This window comes from Thermomonas sp., from assembly GCF_020850895.1.
Classification (GTDB): Bacteria; Pseudomonadota; Gammaproteobacteria; order Xanthomonadales; family Xanthomonadaceae; genus Thermomonas.
The window spans coordinates 1-13,614 of record NZ_JADZDS010000100.1 but is presented as its reverse complement, the minus strand read 5'-3'; the positions used below and the strand labels follow the sequence as shown (position 1 = coordinate 13,614).

Annotated in this window: 19 protein-coding genes; 7 read left to right on the top strand and 12 right to left on the bottom strand. The window is 61.7% G+C overall.

The features are described from left to right. Window position 1 precedes the first annotated feature (1 nt). The 3 genes from IT472_RS08795 to IT472_RS08785 are packed head-to-tail and all read left to right on the top strand — an operon-like array spanning window position 2 to window position 1,547. Window positions 2-409 (top strand): hypothetical protein, encoded by a 408-nt coding sequence (locus IT472_RS08795; protein WP_297180957.1) that lies wholly within the window; start codon window positions 2-4, stop codon window positions 407-409. 5 nt (window positions 410-414) lie between these two features. Next, entirely contained in the window at window positions 415-780 is a 366-nt protein-coding gene (locus tag IT472_RS08790; protein WP_297180956.1) for a hypothetical protein, read from the top strand. After that, window positions 777-1,547, top strand: a complete 771-nt coding sequence (locus IT472_RS08785) for a hypothetical protein (RefSeq protein ID WP_297180954.1) — start codon at window positions 777-779, stop codon at window positions 1,545-1,547. Before IT472_RS08790 ends, IT472_RS08785 begins: the two co-directional genes overlap by 4 nt. A gap of 254 nt (window positions 1,548-1,801) precedes the next feature. Here the strand turns inward: IT472_RS08785 and IT472_RS08780 are convergent, their stop codons facing one another. Further along, entirely contained in the window at window positions 1,802-2,017 is a 216-nt protein-coding gene (locus IT472_RS08780) for a hypothetical protein (protein ID WP_297180952.1), read from the bottom strand. Between the two features lie 244 nt (window positions 2,018-2,261). Here IT472_RS08780 and IT472_RS08775 point away from each other — a divergent pair, with 244 nt between their 5' ends. Genes IT472_RS08775 through IT472_RS08765 form a run of 3 tightly spaced genes read left to right on the top strand, consistent with a single transcriptional unit; the run spans window position 2,262 to window position 3,893 of the window. Further along, window positions 2,262-2,816 carry a hypothetical protein gene (locus IT472_RS08775; protein WP_297180950.1) on the top strand — a complete coding sequence of 185 codons (555 nt, stop codon included), beginning with the start codon at window positions 2,262-2,264 and terminating at the stop codon, window positions 2,814-2,816. Then, window positions 2,806-3,615, top strand: a complete 810-nt coding sequence (locus IT472_RS08770; RefSeq protein WP_297180948.1) for a DNA adenine methylase — start codon at window positions 2,806-2,808, stop codon at window positions 3,613-3,615. Before IT472_RS08775 ends, IT472_RS08770 begins: the two co-directional genes overlap by 11 nt. A gap of 47 nt (window positions 3,616-3,662) precedes the next feature. Then, entirely contained in the window at window positions 3,663-3,893 is a 231-nt protein-coding gene (locus IT472_RS08765) for a hypothetical protein (protein WP_297180946.1), read from the top strand. Window positions 3,894-3,932: 39 nt separating this feature from the next. On the opposite strand, the gene IT472_RS08760 is transcribed toward IT472_RS08765, so the two are convergent. The 11 genes from IT472_RS08760 to IT472_RS08710 form a co-directional block, all read right to left on the bottom strand. Beyond that, the gene (locus IT472_RS08760) at window positions 3,933-4,310 is read right to left on the bottom strand and encodes a hypothetical protein (RefSeq protein WP_297180944.1); all 378 of its coding nucleotides are present in this window, start codon (window positions 4,308-4,310) and stop codon (window positions 3,933-3,935) included. Then, a complete protein-coding gene (locus IT472_RS08755) occupies window positions 4,307-5,149 on the bottom strand; it encodes a DNA adenine methylase (RefSeq protein WP_297180943.1) in 843 nt (280 codons plus the stop codon). Before IT472_RS08755 ends, IT472_RS08760 begins: the two co-directional genes overlap by 4 nt. A 262-nt stretch (window positions 5,150-5,411) precedes the next feature. After that, window positions 5,412-6,617, bottom strand: coding sequence for a phage minor head protein (locus IT472_RS08750; RefSeq protein ID WP_297180941.1), 1,206 nt, complete (start codon window positions 6,615-6,617; stop codon window positions 5,412-5,414). 91 nt (window positions 6,618-6,708) lie between these two features. After that, complete coding sequence (locus IT472_RS08745; protein WP_297180939.1) at window positions 6,709-7,290, bottom strand: MT-A70 family methyltransferase; 582 nt, start codon at window positions 7,288-7,290, stop codon at window positions 6,709-6,711. Next, window positions 7,287-7,532: a DUF2312 domain-containing protein gene (locus tag IT472_RS08740; RefSeq protein WP_297180937.1), complete on the bottom strand. Its 246-nt coding sequence runs from the start codon at window positions 7,530-7,532 to the stop codon at window positions 7,287-7,289. The genes IT472_RS08745 and IT472_RS08740 overlap by 4 nt, the downstream gene beginning before the upstream one ends. 2 nt (window positions 7,533-7,534) lie before the next feature. Further along, window positions 7,535-9,601: a DUF935 family protein gene (locus tag IT472_RS08735; RefSeq protein WP_297180935.1), complete on the bottom strand. Its 2,067-nt coding sequence runs from the start codon at window positions 9,599-9,601 to the stop codon at window positions 7,535-7,537. Continuing rightward, on the bottom strand, window positions 9,601-11,256 hold the full coding sequence (locus IT472_RS08730; RefSeq protein WP_297180934.1) for a hypothetical protein: 1,656 nt from the start codon (window positions 11,254-11,256) through the stop codon (window positions 9,601-9,603). The genes IT472_RS08735 and IT472_RS08730 overlap by 1 nt, the downstream gene beginning before the upstream one ends. A gap of 379 nt (window positions 11,257-11,635) precedes the next feature. Continuing rightward, window positions 11,636-12,157, bottom strand: a complete 522-nt coding sequence (locus IT472_RS08725) for a phage protein Gp27 family protein (RefSeq protein ID WP_297180932.1) — start codon at window positions 12,155-12,157, stop codon at window positions 11,636-11,638. A 3-nt stretch (window positions 12,158-12,160) separates the two neighbouring features. Further along, on the bottom strand, window positions 12,161-12,451 hold the full coding sequence (locus IT472_RS08720; protein WP_297180930.1) for a hypothetical protein: 291 nt from the start codon (window positions 12,449-12,451) through the stop codon (window positions 12,161-12,163). After that, window positions 12,448-12,852 carry a hypothetical protein gene (locus IT472_RS08715; protein WP_297180928.1) on the bottom strand — a complete coding sequence of 135 codons (405 nt, stop codon included), beginning with the start codon at window positions 12,850-12,852 and terminating at the stop codon, window positions 12,448-12,450. The genes IT472_RS08720 and IT472_RS08715 overlap by 4 nt, the downstream gene beginning before the upstream one ends. Before the next feature lie 80 nt (window positions 12,853-12,932). Beyond that, complete coding sequence (locus tag IT472_RS08710) at window positions 12,933-13,427, bottom strand: hypothetical protein (protein ID WP_297180926.1); 495 nt, start codon at window positions 13,425-13,427, stop codon at window positions 12,933-12,935. Between the two features lie 2 nt (window positions 13,428-13,429). On the opposite strand from IT472_RS08710, the gene IT472_RS08705 reads away from it, so the two are divergent. Continuing rightward, window positions 13,430-13,614, top strand: a 185-nt coding sequence (locus IT472_RS08705; RefSeq protein WP_297180924.1) for a hypothetical protein, incomplete at its 3' end; no start/stop codon positions are given.

The window sequence follows — 13,614 nt, the reverse complement described above, 5'->3', positions numbered from 1 at the left end:
AATGGTTGACTATGTCGATGCAGGCGAGCTGGTCCGGCGCATCCGGGCCTATGCCTTTGGCGGCCATGCCCCCGAGGATGTTGCCGACCGGCTGCAGACGCTGCCCGGCGTGCCTGCCGATGTGATCTGTGCGGCGGGAGAGCTGCTCTACGCCCATTTTGACCTGCTCGACGACAGCGGCTGGATGTTGGTTGCCGAGATCTATCAGCACACGATCCAGCAGGGCTGGTCGGGCTTCAATCAGGGCGATCGCTCAGCCGTCATTCTGGCTCAACTGTCGGCTGTCATCGCGGACGACCACACCGACCCTGATGCATGGCCGGCACCCCATACAGGATTGCGCGATGGATTGGACTGGCGCGGGCCGCAGGCCGACATGCCGATCGATGCGGTCACGGCGGCTGACTGACAGCGATGGCAAGCGTCGACCCGGTCTTTGCCCAATGGTTGCAGGACGGCGGGCTGTGGCTCGCGTCGTCGGACGCGGTTCTGGTCGCGCGGTGGGGCGCGAAAGCCGTGACAGCCGAACGGATGACCTGTCTCGCCACGCTGGCAGGCGCGACGGCCGAACAGACGCGGCGGGCGGGGTTTTTCGGGGTCCCAATGGCCGTCGAGCAGCATCTGCTGACCGGTCAGTGGTTGGGGTTCATCGGGCAGGTGATCAGCATCAGTGGGCCGCAACTGGGCTATGGCGGCGGCGTCGACGTGTTCGTGATCGGCGCTGAAGATAATCGCGCGACCGGGCTGTCGAGCGTGACCGTGCTGCGGAGGTTGGCATGAGCAATATATTGATCCTGCAACCGACGGCCATCGCCGCGATCGCCGTCTCGCGCGGCACTGGCGGCGCCAACCTGTTGACGCCGGACCCCAAGGAAGTGTGGACCGACAGTGCCGTCGGATCGGCCGCTACCATCGATATCGACCTGGGCAGTGTGCAGACGATTGACACCATCGCGCTGATCTCTGTCATCCCGCCTGTTGCCGGCACGACCTGGTCGATCACCGGCGGTTCGGCCAGCTATACAACCAGCGTGATCAGGGCATCGACGGCTTTGCGCGCGGTCGATGCTACTGGCCAGGCGCAGCTGCGCAGTCACGCCCTGCACTTTGGCGCGACGTGGAATGTTCGCTATATTCGCGTAACGGTTACCCAACCTGCGGGCCTGGCAGTGCTGTCGATCGGCGTCTCGATCATCGGCAAGGCGTTTGTGCCTGTGTTCAACAATGAATGGGGCGCTGGTCGACGGGTGATTGACACGGGGACCTCGACCGCTCTGGCAGGGGGCGGCTTTGCCAATGTCGAGGGTGTGCGCAAGGGCAGCTATGCATTCACTCTGGGCGACCTTTCCAACGACGAGGTCGATGCGCTCTATGCCATCCAGCTCGCCGTCGGCGAGACATCCCCACTGCTGATCGTCGAGGACCCGGCCGTCACGGCCGGGCAATATCACCGCATCCATTATGGCCAGTTGCGTTCATTGCGCGCGTTCGACCGGCGCAGCCCGGGGCGGACGCGGTGGGAGCTGACGATCGACCAATGGGTGTGACACCCGTTCCCCCAGCCGACAGGCGAGGGGGAGGCTGGGGCGTTGGCGCGCCCCGAGCCGCAGGCACAGACCCTGCACCAGGCGCGATCGCGAGTCGCGCCAAGTTCCCCCACCGGGCGCACCGGCCGGGGGTTGGTAGGACGTCATCATGCAGGAGTCGATTCGTTGCGGCGGGTGCCGTGCGCTGTTGTTCAAGGCCTCGACGGGCGCTATCAGCGGCACTATAGAGATCAAGTGTCGGCGTTGCCGGCAGATCAATCACCTGAGGTCGACGAGCCCACCCGCGAGCGCCAGCTGAGCGTCTCCCGGAGACCAGCCTTGTGGCTTTTCGTTCCCCTATCACCGACCATGGCGGCCGCGACGATCTGCGCGGCCTCTCCCTGTGCGCCGGCTACGCCGGCCTCGACCTCGGCATCCACATCGCCGAGCCCCGATATCGCACTGTCTGTTACGTCGAGCGGGAAGCTCATGCAGCGGCCACTCTCGTGGCCAGGATGGAAGACCAGGCCCTGGCTCCGGCACCTGTCTGGGACGATCTCAAGTCCTTTGACGGCAAGCCTTGGTGCGGCCGCATACATATCCTCTCTGCCGGCTATCCCTGTCAGCCATTCAGCCTCGCCGGTAAAAGGCGCGGCAAGCGCGATCCGCGTCACCTATGGCCCGACGTCGAGCGCATCATCGACGAGGTCCGGCCGCGAGCGGTCTTTGCCGAAAATGTCGAAGGGCACATCGATCTGGGATTTGCCGAGGTCGCGGACAGCCTTCGCCGCCTGGGCTTTGTCGCAAAAGCGGGCCTGTTCACGGCGCGAGAAGCAGGCGCTCGCCATCGCCGACGACGGCTTTTCATCCTGGCCTACGCCGACGGCGACCGATGCGGGGTATATGCCCGACCTGATGGTGGGCGAGGGGACGATCCGGCCGACATCGCCCTACTCCACGGCGGCAACGAGCTCGGGGCAATTCAGCCTGAGCAATGCGGCGCGGGCGTGGACGCAGCTGTGGCAGACAATGCGTGCCATGGGCTGGGCGCCAGTGACGATGCCCCGCTCTTCGCACCGGGTCCGGGTGAGCTTCAGCTTTGGCGCGGGCTCCTCGATCGGCGACCTGATCTCCAACCCGCAATTCTTCGACCACGCGATGGGATGGCCGATCGGCTGGACCGCACCCGAGGAGCGGGCAACGGGGTTTGCAGCATGGCTGCAGCGCTCGCGTGGCGCACTCTCGACGCTGCCCATGCCGCTGATGGACGGAGGCCCTGGTGACGCTTGAGCCGGTCGATCCCGTCCGTCCGGTCGCAGCCTATATCGGCGGCAAGCGGTCCTTGTCGAAGCGTCTCGTCGAGCTGATCGCCGGCGTCCCGCACGATTGCTACGTTGAGCCATTTGTTGGCATGGGCGGCGTGTTTTTCCGGCGCGGGCTCCGACCGGGGCTGGAGGTGATCAACGACATCAGCCGGGACGTCGTGACGCTGTTCCGATTGTTGCAGCGCCACTATCCGCAGTTGCTCGACACGCTCAAATGGCAGCTGTCGAGCCGTGCCGAGTTCAACCGCCTGCTGAAGGTCGATCCCGACACGCTGACCGACCTCGAACGTGCGGGGCGCTTCCTGTATCTCCAGCGGCTCGCGTTCGGCGGCAAGGTCGAGAACCGCGCCTATGGCGTGATGACGACGGGGCCAGGTGCCCGCTTCAATCTGTCGAAACTGGAGCCGATGCTGGAGGATGTGCATGAGCGCCTCACGGCCGTGGTGATCGAGTGCTTGCCGTTCGGCCAGCTGATCGAGCGGTACGACCGCCCGCACACCTTGTTCTATTGCGATCCACCCTATTGGGGCAACGAACGCGACTATGGTGTCGGGGTGTTTTGCAGAGATGATTTCGAGCGCCTAAGCACCCTCTTAGAGGGTGTCGAGGGGCGTTTTATCCTGTCGATAAATGACCGGCCGGAAGTGCGCGAGCTGTTCGCCTGGGCCGACATCGAGGAGGTCGGATTGAATTATCGGATCAGCGGGACTGTGACGCCGGCGCGGGAGCTGATCGTGACACCTAGGCTGAAGTGCTCTATATGAGAGGAGGGCGTTGCAGCGCTTGGCGCGTTTTTGGGAGAAGCAGGTCGATGTCGGTTTTCATCTCTGATGCTGAGAAGCGCGCGATTGACACCTTCACGGATGAGATGTTGATCCGTGATGCAGGTTTCGGCGGCGTCAATGCCATCCGGCAGCATATCGTCGCCGCGCGCGCTCGAGCGATTGCTGAAGCTGACCAGCGCGGCATTCCGCGGCGCCCGCTTTCCGAGGTGGTCCGAACCCAAATCGAGGCGGACATTGCGCGTCTCCAAGGTCGCTGATCCCATTTTCGAGTGCTACAATATGTCTTGTCAAAGACTCTAAAAGCTCTTGTCTGTGCCGCGCCAATAAATGGTGTCGGGGATAAGCCGGGACATTCCGGCATTCGCACGGGATGAAAGTGGCAGAAAATTGGGCTTTTCGCGGGTTCGAAGCGGGATGCCGATGGTACCTGAATTTTTGGCGCGATTCGGATTTTGCGCGGCCATAGTGGGTGAATTCCCAGCCAAAAACCGCAGAAATGCGTCGGCGTTTCGCACTTCGTTCGAATTTATAGTGTGAACAGCGAAAGCCTTGGAAAACGGCCGAATTTTAAACCCACCGTGGTATTTTCGGTAGAATGAATTTCGCACCTGCTTTCGCACCTTCTTTCGCACCTTGTGTCCCACCTTTGCAACTGATCTGAAGGCCGATTTCATGGCGGCATAATGATGAGTTCACCGACGCGCTTTGCCCGATCCATGCCGCCGATCTGATAGACGGTCTCCACCTCCTCAATCGCGAATCCGGCAAAGATCGTCCGCACGTCCGGATGGTCGTTGAGCGAGAGAATGAACCGACCTTCAATAGACGCGAGCTGCTCGGCCATCTGTTCGAATTCTTCCCGCGAGAACAGGGGCTGTCCGGCGTCGTCGCCATAGTCACGCTCGCACCCATAATAGGGTGGGTCGAGATAGAAGAGCGTGCCAGGCCGATCATAACGAGAGATGAATTGTGACCACGGCAGGCGCTCTATGACGACGCTGGAAAGGCGCTCATGCGCAGCCTCCAACAGTGGCCCCAATTTGGTGATATCGAACCTGGCCGGCGTCGATGGCGACACCCCGAAACCGCGACCGACGACCTTGCCGCCGAAAGCCGTTCGCTGGAGGTAAAGGAACCGCGCCGCCCGCTCGATGTCGAGGAGGGTGGTCGGGTCTGTGCGCAACAGTTCCTCGAACCTCGTACGCGTGGTGAGCTGCCAGCGCAGAATGTCCATGAAGGGGACGTATAGCCGCTGCAGCACACGAAACAGGGTTGCAACGTCGCGCGACCAGTCGTTGATCACCTCTGCCTGCGGACGTGCCGTGCGACGGAAAAAGACGCCGCCCATGCCGACGAACACCTCGGCGTAAGTGGTGTGCGGCGTCGCCGCGATTCGTTCGACAAGGCGCCGCGCGAGGTTGCGCTTGCCGCCGATGTATCCGGCGACTGGGCGGGTTGGCATTACCGGAGAAAGGCCCTCCGGCAGGCTGAATTTGCGATTCGACACGGCCATATTTGTTCCCTATGTGTTCCCATAGTCCGGACGGACTGGCGGGACGGCCCTGATAGAGGCCCGTTGGGGTGTGGCGAGTGTCGATCGCCGGCTTGGAGCGCTGCCACGCTCCTGCCCCCGCCACCGGGGCGGATGCATTGAATGTTAAGGTCGCCAGTGCTAAGGGTGCCCCCGGTGCACGCGACGCGGTGAATCTTGCGGCCGCAGCACCGGGCGTCGCCCGGTAGCGCCATGCGGGGGAATGCAAGTCCCCGCCGTGCACCTAATTCCTCCGATCCACGATATCGACCGCGTCGCTGAACAACCGGTCGATGGTTCTGCTCGCCTGAACACGCACGCTCTTGATGAAGAGACCTTGCCCGGAGGCGGTACGCTGCACCACAACGCACAGATATCTGCCATCTTCGCGCATCATGGCGTAGAGCATCGTGTTGTCGCCTTCTCGCCCGCGAATAGTAAAATCGCGAACGATATCGACGATTGACCGATAGGTGCTGGGCAGTGCCCGGAAGGTGTCACCCTGTTCAGAGCGAACCCGTTGTTTAAGCGCATCGGAGTCGGAGAGCACGGCGACCCTAGTGCGGGCACCGATGAGACTTGCGTCGGCCTCCGGCATGATAGCCAGAGGAAAGCGCGGCTGCGGCAGAGCAAGAAACTGTTCAAAAGCCGGGTCATCAACGATTGACCGTAAAGATGCAGCCGCCGCGTCATCCAGACCGTTGGCCAATGCCCGCTCGATCGACGCTGTCATCCGCTCCGCCAGCACCTGCAGATGGGCTGTGCCGGGATTGTATCCGAAGCCTGGCTGAACATAGGTCGGGACGGCGACGGCCGTTCCATCCGCCCGGACAAATTCGGTGGTCGGCGGTGTCGCCAGTGCGTCGGCGCGATCGCTGACCACCCAGCCGTTGCGGCGCATCCGAGCTTCGCTCACCTGCTCGACGCGGCAGTTACAGCCCCAGCCGTTAGGTGGGAACATCCATTGCCAGGCCGGATGGTCGATGGGCAGGATGACGCCATGCAGCGCCTTGTGGTCGAGGCGCGGATGCTTTCGATAATGGTCGGACAGGTAGCGGAGGTAAGGGAATAGATCCTTTTCCCGCTGATACTTGCGCCATCGCCCCGCCGAAATGCTCATGCGCAGGTTGGTCCGGTAGATCGTCCGCAGCCGCCGATCATTGACCACGATAGAATCGTCCGTCCCGGTGAGGTCACGATTTTGCACGACGCCCCACCAGCCAGCTCTCTGCAGATTGGGCAGGATGTCAGCCTTCCACTGTTCGAACGTGCCGCCATCGCGCAGAACGCGGTCGAGCGATTCCCGCACCTGCGACAGGAGGTCAAGCTGCGCAATTTTCGCTACGGTGAAGGCTGCGGCATGCTCCTCGTGCATCATCTCCGACCAATTGACGGTCGGACGCAGCACGCCACGCTCTTGCCAGACGCGCAGAGCGTCATCGGGTTTCATGAAAATGGTGGAGGATCGATCAGGGCGGGTCATAGGCCGCTGCTCCAAACCTTGCCGCAGGTCATGCATTGGGCGACGTGGTGGACAGGCCTCATACTACCGCCTCAAACTTGTCGGTCTGGTTGCCCCAGCTGGTCCAGCCACTGCGCTGCTGGCGTGAGAAAAGGTCCAGGCGCGATGGCGTGGAACCGAACAGGCGCTCAATGCCAACATACACCTCGTCCGGCTTGCGGCTGTGTTCGCGAACGGGCGCGACGATGAGCTGCCGCACGCCGGCATCCGCCCGCCGCATGTGTCCGGTCATGCCGAGGAGGCATGTCTCGGGATTGGCGCGGGTATAATAGCCAGTGCCCATGTGCCAGCCGGTGTCGCGCCTGGATCGCTTTGCCCAGGTGAACGCCACGGTGGTATAGCGAAAGCCCCAGGCGCGCATCACCTGCAGCCCTTCTGGCAGCAGAGGATCCGTCACCCAGAGGAACAGTGCGCAGTCGCCCGCCGCGAGTTCGCCGACCGGCAATGCGGCAATGTCATCGATCGACATGGTGTCATAGTGCCGACACGCGTTCCGCCCTTCGCCCTCCTCGCTATAGTTCGAGAAGTGCCAGGGCGGATCCGCATGGATTACATTCCACGCGAACAGCGGCAGCGAACCGAACGGGCGCGAGAGTGTCACGAAATCCCCAGCGCGGCCCTATAGAGGTCCAGCATCGCGTCCATTTCCTTGCGGTCTTGGACGTTCATGCGTCGTAGCCGTACGATCTGGCGCATGATCTTCGCCTCATACCCTTGGCTCTTGGCCTCGGCGTAGACATCCCGGATGTCGTCGGCGAGACCCTTTTTCTCCTCCTCCAGCCGTTCGATGCGCTCGATGAAAAGGCGCAGTTGCTGGTCGGTGGGAATGACATGGGCAGACATGTTTAATTCTCCTCTTCAAGACGGGTGGCGACGCTCGCGTTTTCAATGACCTGTGTCATCGCAGCAGGATCGCCCGGCGCTGCATTGAGCAGCGCGCGCAGTTCCGCTTCGCTATCAGCCGCGCGCACAGCCCCGAGAATGGGGTCTGTTAGTGCTTTGGCTGCGCGGTAACCGGCCTCCGCCACCAGCTGATCGGCGAGGGCGTCATCGGGGTCATCGACGGTCACAGCCTCGCTGCTGCTCGACGGTGCAGGCCCTGCCGGCGCAGCGAAGCTCGCCTCTCGCACTTGGGCCTGCCAATCTTCCTCCAGTGGCTCAAAAATCTCCGGCCCGAAGCGCAGTTCCCCTTTGAACGGCGTGACCTGAGCCAGATCAACATCACCGGCATCGTAGGTGATGGTGACGTGAGGGAAATAACTCTCAAAATCCCAGCTGCATCCCTTGTCGCGCAGGTCGCGCCACCGGTTTTCCAGTGCGCCAGCATAGAAGACGAGGACGACGGCCGAGTCCCCGAACCGCTCGATCAGGCGCGGGCCACCAGCACCGACATTCAAGCCAGTCTTTTCATCGGGCCAGCCCCAATATGCGCCGCACTGCATCCAGTTGACCGGCCGTTTCGAATAGGCCTGAGTAACGTGGAGATCTGCTGCCGGCAGCGTCGTCCGGAACCCCTGCGCTTGTGCCCAGGCGATCAGCTCGTCGGCATTAAGCAGCCGCCGATAGACATAGAGTGGGCGGGGATCATCGGCGGCGAAGCTGGCTGGGCTCTTGGGATCCGTGGTGTCGTTGGCATCGCCCGGATAGGCACCCTCTTCATCAGCCTGATCTCTGCGCTGAACGGCGGCATCGGGCGACGGGAGAGTGGCGGGTGCGACCTTGGCGTATCCTTCGCCATATTTGTCGCGGAACGCTTCTTCGGTCAGCTCCCAGCCCAGCCCCTTGATAGCGCCGTCGGTCTCTGCCTCAACCTTGGCATCGATCTCCTCCCCGACGACGCGCCGCACGATCGGCGCGGCGACGTCGGTGCCGAAATTGATGTCGGTCCACCACCGCACAGGTCCGTCCTGACCAGCGAAACTGTCCGAGAGCAGGTCGGCGTCGGAGCGGACCACCTCTTCCTTCACGCCGGCGTGCACTTGCGCCTGGCTGAGCGAGGCACCGTCCTGTGTGGTCATGGTCTGCGACAAGATAACCTTTGCAATCGCCTCATCCATGTAGCGGCAGAGCGCAGCAAAATCGGCCGTACCGGATCGCGCGACCTGGAGCAGTTCGATCGCCATCCCTTCGGGCACGGCGATGCCGCTGTCCGTCGCGATCGCGCCCAAGGCGCCGAGGAGCTTGTCGATATCGGCGCGCGGTGTGCCGGGCCGGTACTTGCCCAGCGCGGTAGGCGAGCCGAACTTGTCGAGGAACGTGTTCCAGAAGCGGAGGCCGTTCTTTTTGAACAGGACCGGCCAGTAGAGCCATTCAGCGAGGCCTCGGCCGTAAAGTTCATCGTCATCGCTACCACCGGCGATGAAGGTCCAGAATTTGCGGGGCTCCAACGGCTTGCCCTGCGGCGCTGCCCGCGTGATCAGCTTGAGTTCGCCAGCATCATCAAAGCGGAAGCGACGCGCATGGCGAACATGGATCGATGCAAAATCGATCAAGCCGGCGCGCTGTTCCCACATAATCTCCGCAATAGCGATGCCATGGAAGACGGCGAAGAGCATCTTATCGGTAACGCGGTCCCAACCAATCCGCTTTAGCGTCACCGAAAAGGCGTCTGCCGCGGCCACCGATCGCGGATCATCCTGATCACCCGCGACACAGGTCCAGTCGCACGACACGACGGCGGTGCGGCGTTGCTGCAGGGTTGAGAAGACCTGATCATCCTGGAGGATGCGGTCATAGACGCCCCAGTCAACCGACCCCCGCAGACGCGGATCGCGCGGCTCTTGCAACCCGCTAACAAACGGGCGGGTGATGTCCATCCCGTCGCGGGTGGTCGCAATTTCGGTCGTCAGGGCAGCCACAGCGCCAGAGGTTCGCCCGCGCAGGTTGAGCCTGGTTGCATAGGGTTTGGGCATTATAGGCCTCCGTCGCGGCGGCGTACGGTGCCAAAGCCGGTCGACGAGATGATTTGCTCATCTCCTCCCGACTGGCGCTCGCCATTGGTGTGAAATTCGGTGTCGCCTGGGTCTGCGGCTGCAGCGGCGACGAGATGCATATCGGCGATCGCGTTGTCGCCATGGCGGCGGACGACCTTGCCGTCCTCCTTCACATTAGCTGCCCGATCGGGAATTTTCGGGACGCCACGTACCAGTTTGACCATGCGCAGATCGTCGAGTTCGCCCTCGTCATGGGGTAAGATGATGGTTCGGTCCTCGATCGCGGCCTTGAGCAGCGGCATGTAGGCCAGATAGGTCTTGTCGCTGGCCATGACGGCCTCGATCACGTCGAAGCCGAATTTCTGCTGCATCTTTTCAGCCAGGGCCGAGCCATTGCCGCGAGCGTCCATCTTGCCACCGGCAAAGTGGGGGACGCGCCGGATGAGCCATTCCAGAACATATTCCTGATCGGAAAAGGGGACGTTCCTCATTTCGAGCGTCAGGCGACAGACCAGCCGCATGTTGGCGTCGTGCTGTCCAAACTTCACAGGCGAGTTGTCGCCGGTGCGTGCAAAGTCCTGCCCCATGAAGGTACGACGATGCGGGTTGAATGCGTCGATCCATGGCCGGACCTCCGCTGTCAGGAATTCGTCGAGCCAGTCGCGCCGCCACGCTTCATCGCGGCGCTCGAAACCGTCCGGGCATCGCAGTTTAACAACCGGCAGTTCCTTAGACATTGCGGCGAGGATGGTCGCGCGCGCCAAGTAGATACCGGTGCCGCGCGCCGGGATGACGTCGAGCTCCTCGTCGGCCGCATCGCCGTACGTCTTGCGCAGGTTAGCTTCCCACGCCTGCTCCTTTGTGAGTGACCACTCCTGACCGGCGACGAGGCAGATGCGTTTGTAGAGCCCGGCACCCATAGCATCTTTGAGCGTGATGCGCATGACATGGCCGGCACGCTTGCCCGCCCGAATTTCCTCGATCAGCGTGTTGAAGAAATTGTCGGCACCGTCATGGGTTGAAATGAGAACAACTCTGCCGCCCCACATCAGCGCCGCGAGGACCGCCTTGATCAGCTCTTCGAGATTGTCGTGAAATGCCGCTTCATCAATGATAAAGAAACCCTGTTTGCCGCGTACGGAACGCGGGCTGGACGGCAGAGCAGCGATACTTCGGCCAGACGGATAGTCGATCCGGTAAGCCTTGATCGTTCGCCCGGCGTCACCCCGGATCAGAAAGCCGTCGGTGCCGACGTCGACTATATCGCCGTCGTCAATGTAGCCGACCTGTTCAACCGCGACCCCCTTGTCGTCACGCAGCTGACCACCCTCATCGCGGAGGAAGGCGCGACGGGTGTGTTCGAGCATGGGAGCAATCTCATGCACCTGTTCGAACGCCTTGGTGAAGTCGGCACAGTAGGTGATGAATTCCCGTGCCATGTCGAGGTTGTAGCCGACGTACCACACGTTTTCCGGGCTGTCGGCGGCGCTGGCAGCGAGCACCGCCATGGGAGAAAATCCATAGGACATGCCGACGCGACGGCTCTTCTCGATGATCAAGAACTGGTGCTCTTCCGCCAAGCGGATCGCCTCACTCTGATACGAGAGAAGGGCATATTGTGCTTCGTCATTCACGCGGCGAACCTCGCAATTCGGTCGGCAACCTCAGACGCGTCATGAACCGGGTCGTGCCACGGGAATTCGCCAATCGCGATTAGATCTATTGTGCGGCAGGCGCTGATAAAGCCTGCATCTCCGCCAGGCGTAACAAAGTCGAAATGAGGCCAATGATGCGGCGCCTCGTTAGGACGAAAATGATCGGATACTCTGATGATCCAACACCGACCACGAGCATCCTTGAGGTAGATGTACGCCGACTGGCTGCGCCGAATAAGCGTCCGCCTTAGCCGCACCAACGTCATCCCCCGCGACTGTGCATGACCAGTTAGCCGAAGCGCGAGGCGCATAATCGCACCGCGTTCAGGGGCGCCACGCGGCATAGTTAGGCGCCCTATCATGCGGCACCCATCAAGATGTCTTTGCGGATTGTCGCGATCACCTCCGCCGAAGCACCGGCTCGCTGTGCTGCGCGCTCGGCCGCCTCGACCGTCTTCTTGCGCTCGTCCTCGCGAACCTCGCGCTCAAAGCTCCTTTTGTGACGCATCGTCTCCACCAGCGCCTTCAGTGCACGGACGGCCGCGGCGACTTCTTTTGGACTGGCGGCAGTGTCATCTTCACCCATGCCATCAAAAGTACGCAGAACCTCCGCCTGCGCACGGTAGAGTGCGACATCGACCAGCGCGGTATCGACGCCATCCGGCAAATGCTTTCGCAGCGCCTGGCGAATGGCGTTATCGCGTTGAATTCCTTCGACCATCGGGCGATATCGGCGGGCGTAGCGGCCAACGGCCGAACGGCTGATACCAAAGTCAGCAACAGCAACAGCGATATCGTCAATTGAAGCGCCCTCCGCGACCAATTGATCGACAGCGGCTTGGATGTCAGGATTTCGGGTGATGGAAGATCGGCCCGACATGGCTCACTCGCCCGTCTTATGACGTGAAACGCCCTCAACCCGCAGCAGACCGTTCGCCACATCACGACCAGCCTGAGTCGATCGGACAATCAGAAATTCTGCGGCAGTTTCCATGCGAACGAGCCCCAGCTGGTGCAGCCAGGCAATTTCTTTACGCGCGACCGATCGCGCGACGCGGTGACCAAGCTCGTTGAGCATGAGCGTAATCACTTCGTCGTTGAGCTCCCCGCCGGTGTCTTCAACGAGATCGAGTATGGCACGACGGATCAGTGCAGAAAGCAGAGCATTGGTCATGAATGGTCACCCTGAACCGCGCGCTCGACAAGCGTGTGCAAATATTGGTTGAGTGTGCGCATCTGCGCCTCGAGCGCGGTGAAGTGCCGCTCGACCGTTCGCCGGTCGGATTCGATAGTAGCCTCAAGGCCAGCCAGTCTAGACGAAAGGCCGGCCATCTCCTCCATCAGTGTCAATCGCGTCGGCGGCTGGTTGTCGTCCGCCTCCAGATGGCTGAGCCGCGTTTCGATGGCGGTCGCACGATCCGCGACGCCGGTGATCGACGCGGAGAGTCGTTCGAAATCCTGACGTGACGGATAATTTGCTCTCAGCCAGAGCGTGCCAACCGCTATCGCTATCGGGATCGCCACGACGGAGAGCTGGTAGACAACGGTGAACCAGGAGAACCAGTTATCTTGCACGCGCATCCCTCATCGCCGGTGTGACAATGAAGCAGCTCTAGGTGGTGCATGAACGCCAAAAGGGGGTGCGCGGCCAGACCCTAGCCAGCGGATGGGAACATATCGAGTTGTCGAGGGTCGGGAGCTCGCGCCCTAATTCTGGTTGGCTCCCATGCCCGGTCTCTTTTACCCTCTTCAGTGTGATTCACCAGAAACGAAACATACCGCGTCGACGTGCGCAATATCGGTGCAGCTTCGGCTATCGTCAATCGCTTCTCTCGGATCGCCGCAATCACCGCCCCCCGTCGTGCTTCATTCAGAGCGGCACGTGCTACCGGGATGAGCAGCTCATTGGCGCCATATACACGGCTGAGAACGGCAGCTGCCTCATCACCGACGACCTGGCGCAGCCGATTGCGCGCCGGATCCATTGGGACGGTAATTTTTTGTCCCCCAACGCGATCGACAAGCAGAAGTGTAGCATAAGGCCCGATGTGCGCCGCCAGCTCAAGCATCTGTTCGGTCCATTTTTTTGTTGGGCCGGCGTCCTGCGGGATCGGAAGTTCCTCTATACGGGCGAGCGGATCGAGCTTCATTAATGCTGATCCCCATCGCCGCTATCCAACCGCCCGGCATCTATGTGATGACGCCACGCCTTGGCGACATATTTCGCGCTGGTTTCAGCTTTGCCCGCCTGTCGCGCGGTGGTTTTGGCGACAACCTCACCACCGGTGATGAAAATTATAACAAGGATATTTGGGCTGCACGCGGCACGCTCGAACT

Bases quoted from the DNA above. Each gene is read 5' to 3' on its own strand.
- IT472_RS08795 (WP_297180957.1), top strand. From the start codon at position 2: ATGGTTGACTATGTCGATGCAGGCGAGCTGGTCCGGCGCATCCGGGCC.
- IT472_RS08790 (WP_297180956.1), top strand. From the start codon at position 415: ATGGCAAGCGTCGACCCGGTCTTTGCCCAATGGTTGCAGGACGGCGGG.
- IT472_RS08785 (WP_297180954.1), top strand. From the start codon at position 777: ATGAGCAATATATTGATCCTGCAACCGACGGCCATCGCCGCGATCGCC.
- IT472_RS08780 (WP_297180952.1), bottom strand. From the start codon at position 2,017: ATGAGCTTCCCGCTCGACGTAACAGACAGTGCGATATCGGGGCTCGGC.
- IT472_RS08775 (WP_297180950.1), top strand. From the start codon at position 2,262: ATGTCGAAGGGCACATCGATCTGGGATTTGCCGAGGTCGCGGACAGCC.
- IT472_RS08765 (WP_297180946.1), top strand. From the start codon at position 3,663: ATGTCGGTTTTCATCTCTGATGCTGAGAAGCGCGCGATTGACACCTTC.
- IT472_RS08760 (WP_297180944.1), bottom strand. From the start codon at position 4,310: ATGAAATCGGCCTTCAGATCAGTTGCAAAGGTGGGACACAAGGTGCGA.
- IT472_RS08755 (WP_297180943.1), bottom strand. From the start codon at position 5,149: ATGGCCGTGTCGAATCGCAAATTCAGCCTGCCGGAGGGCCTTTCTCCG.
- IT472_RS08750 (WP_297180941.1), bottom strand. From the start codon at position 6,617: ATGAAACCCGATGACGCTCTGCGCGTCTGGCAAGAGCGTGGCGTGCTG.
- IT472_RS08740 (WP_297180937.1), bottom strand. From the start codon at position 7,532: ATGTCTGCCCATGTCATTCCCACCGACCAGCAACTGCGCCTTTTCATC.
- IT472_RS08735 (WP_297180935.1), bottom strand. From the start codon at position 9,601: ATGCCCAAACCCTATGCAACCAGGCTCAACCTGCGCGGGCGAACCTCT.
- IT472_RS08725 (WP_297180932.1), bottom strand. From the start codon at position 12,157: ATGTCGGGCCGATCTTCCATCACCCGAAATCCTGACATCCAAGCCGCT.
- IT472_RS08720 (WP_297180930.1), bottom strand. From the start codon at position 12,451: ATGACCAATGCTCTGCTTTCTGCACTGATCCGTCGTGCCATACTCGAT.
- IT472_RS08710 (WP_297180926.1), bottom strand. From the start codon at position 13,427: ATGAAGCTCGATCCGCTCGCCCGTATAGAGGAACTTCCGATCCCGCAG.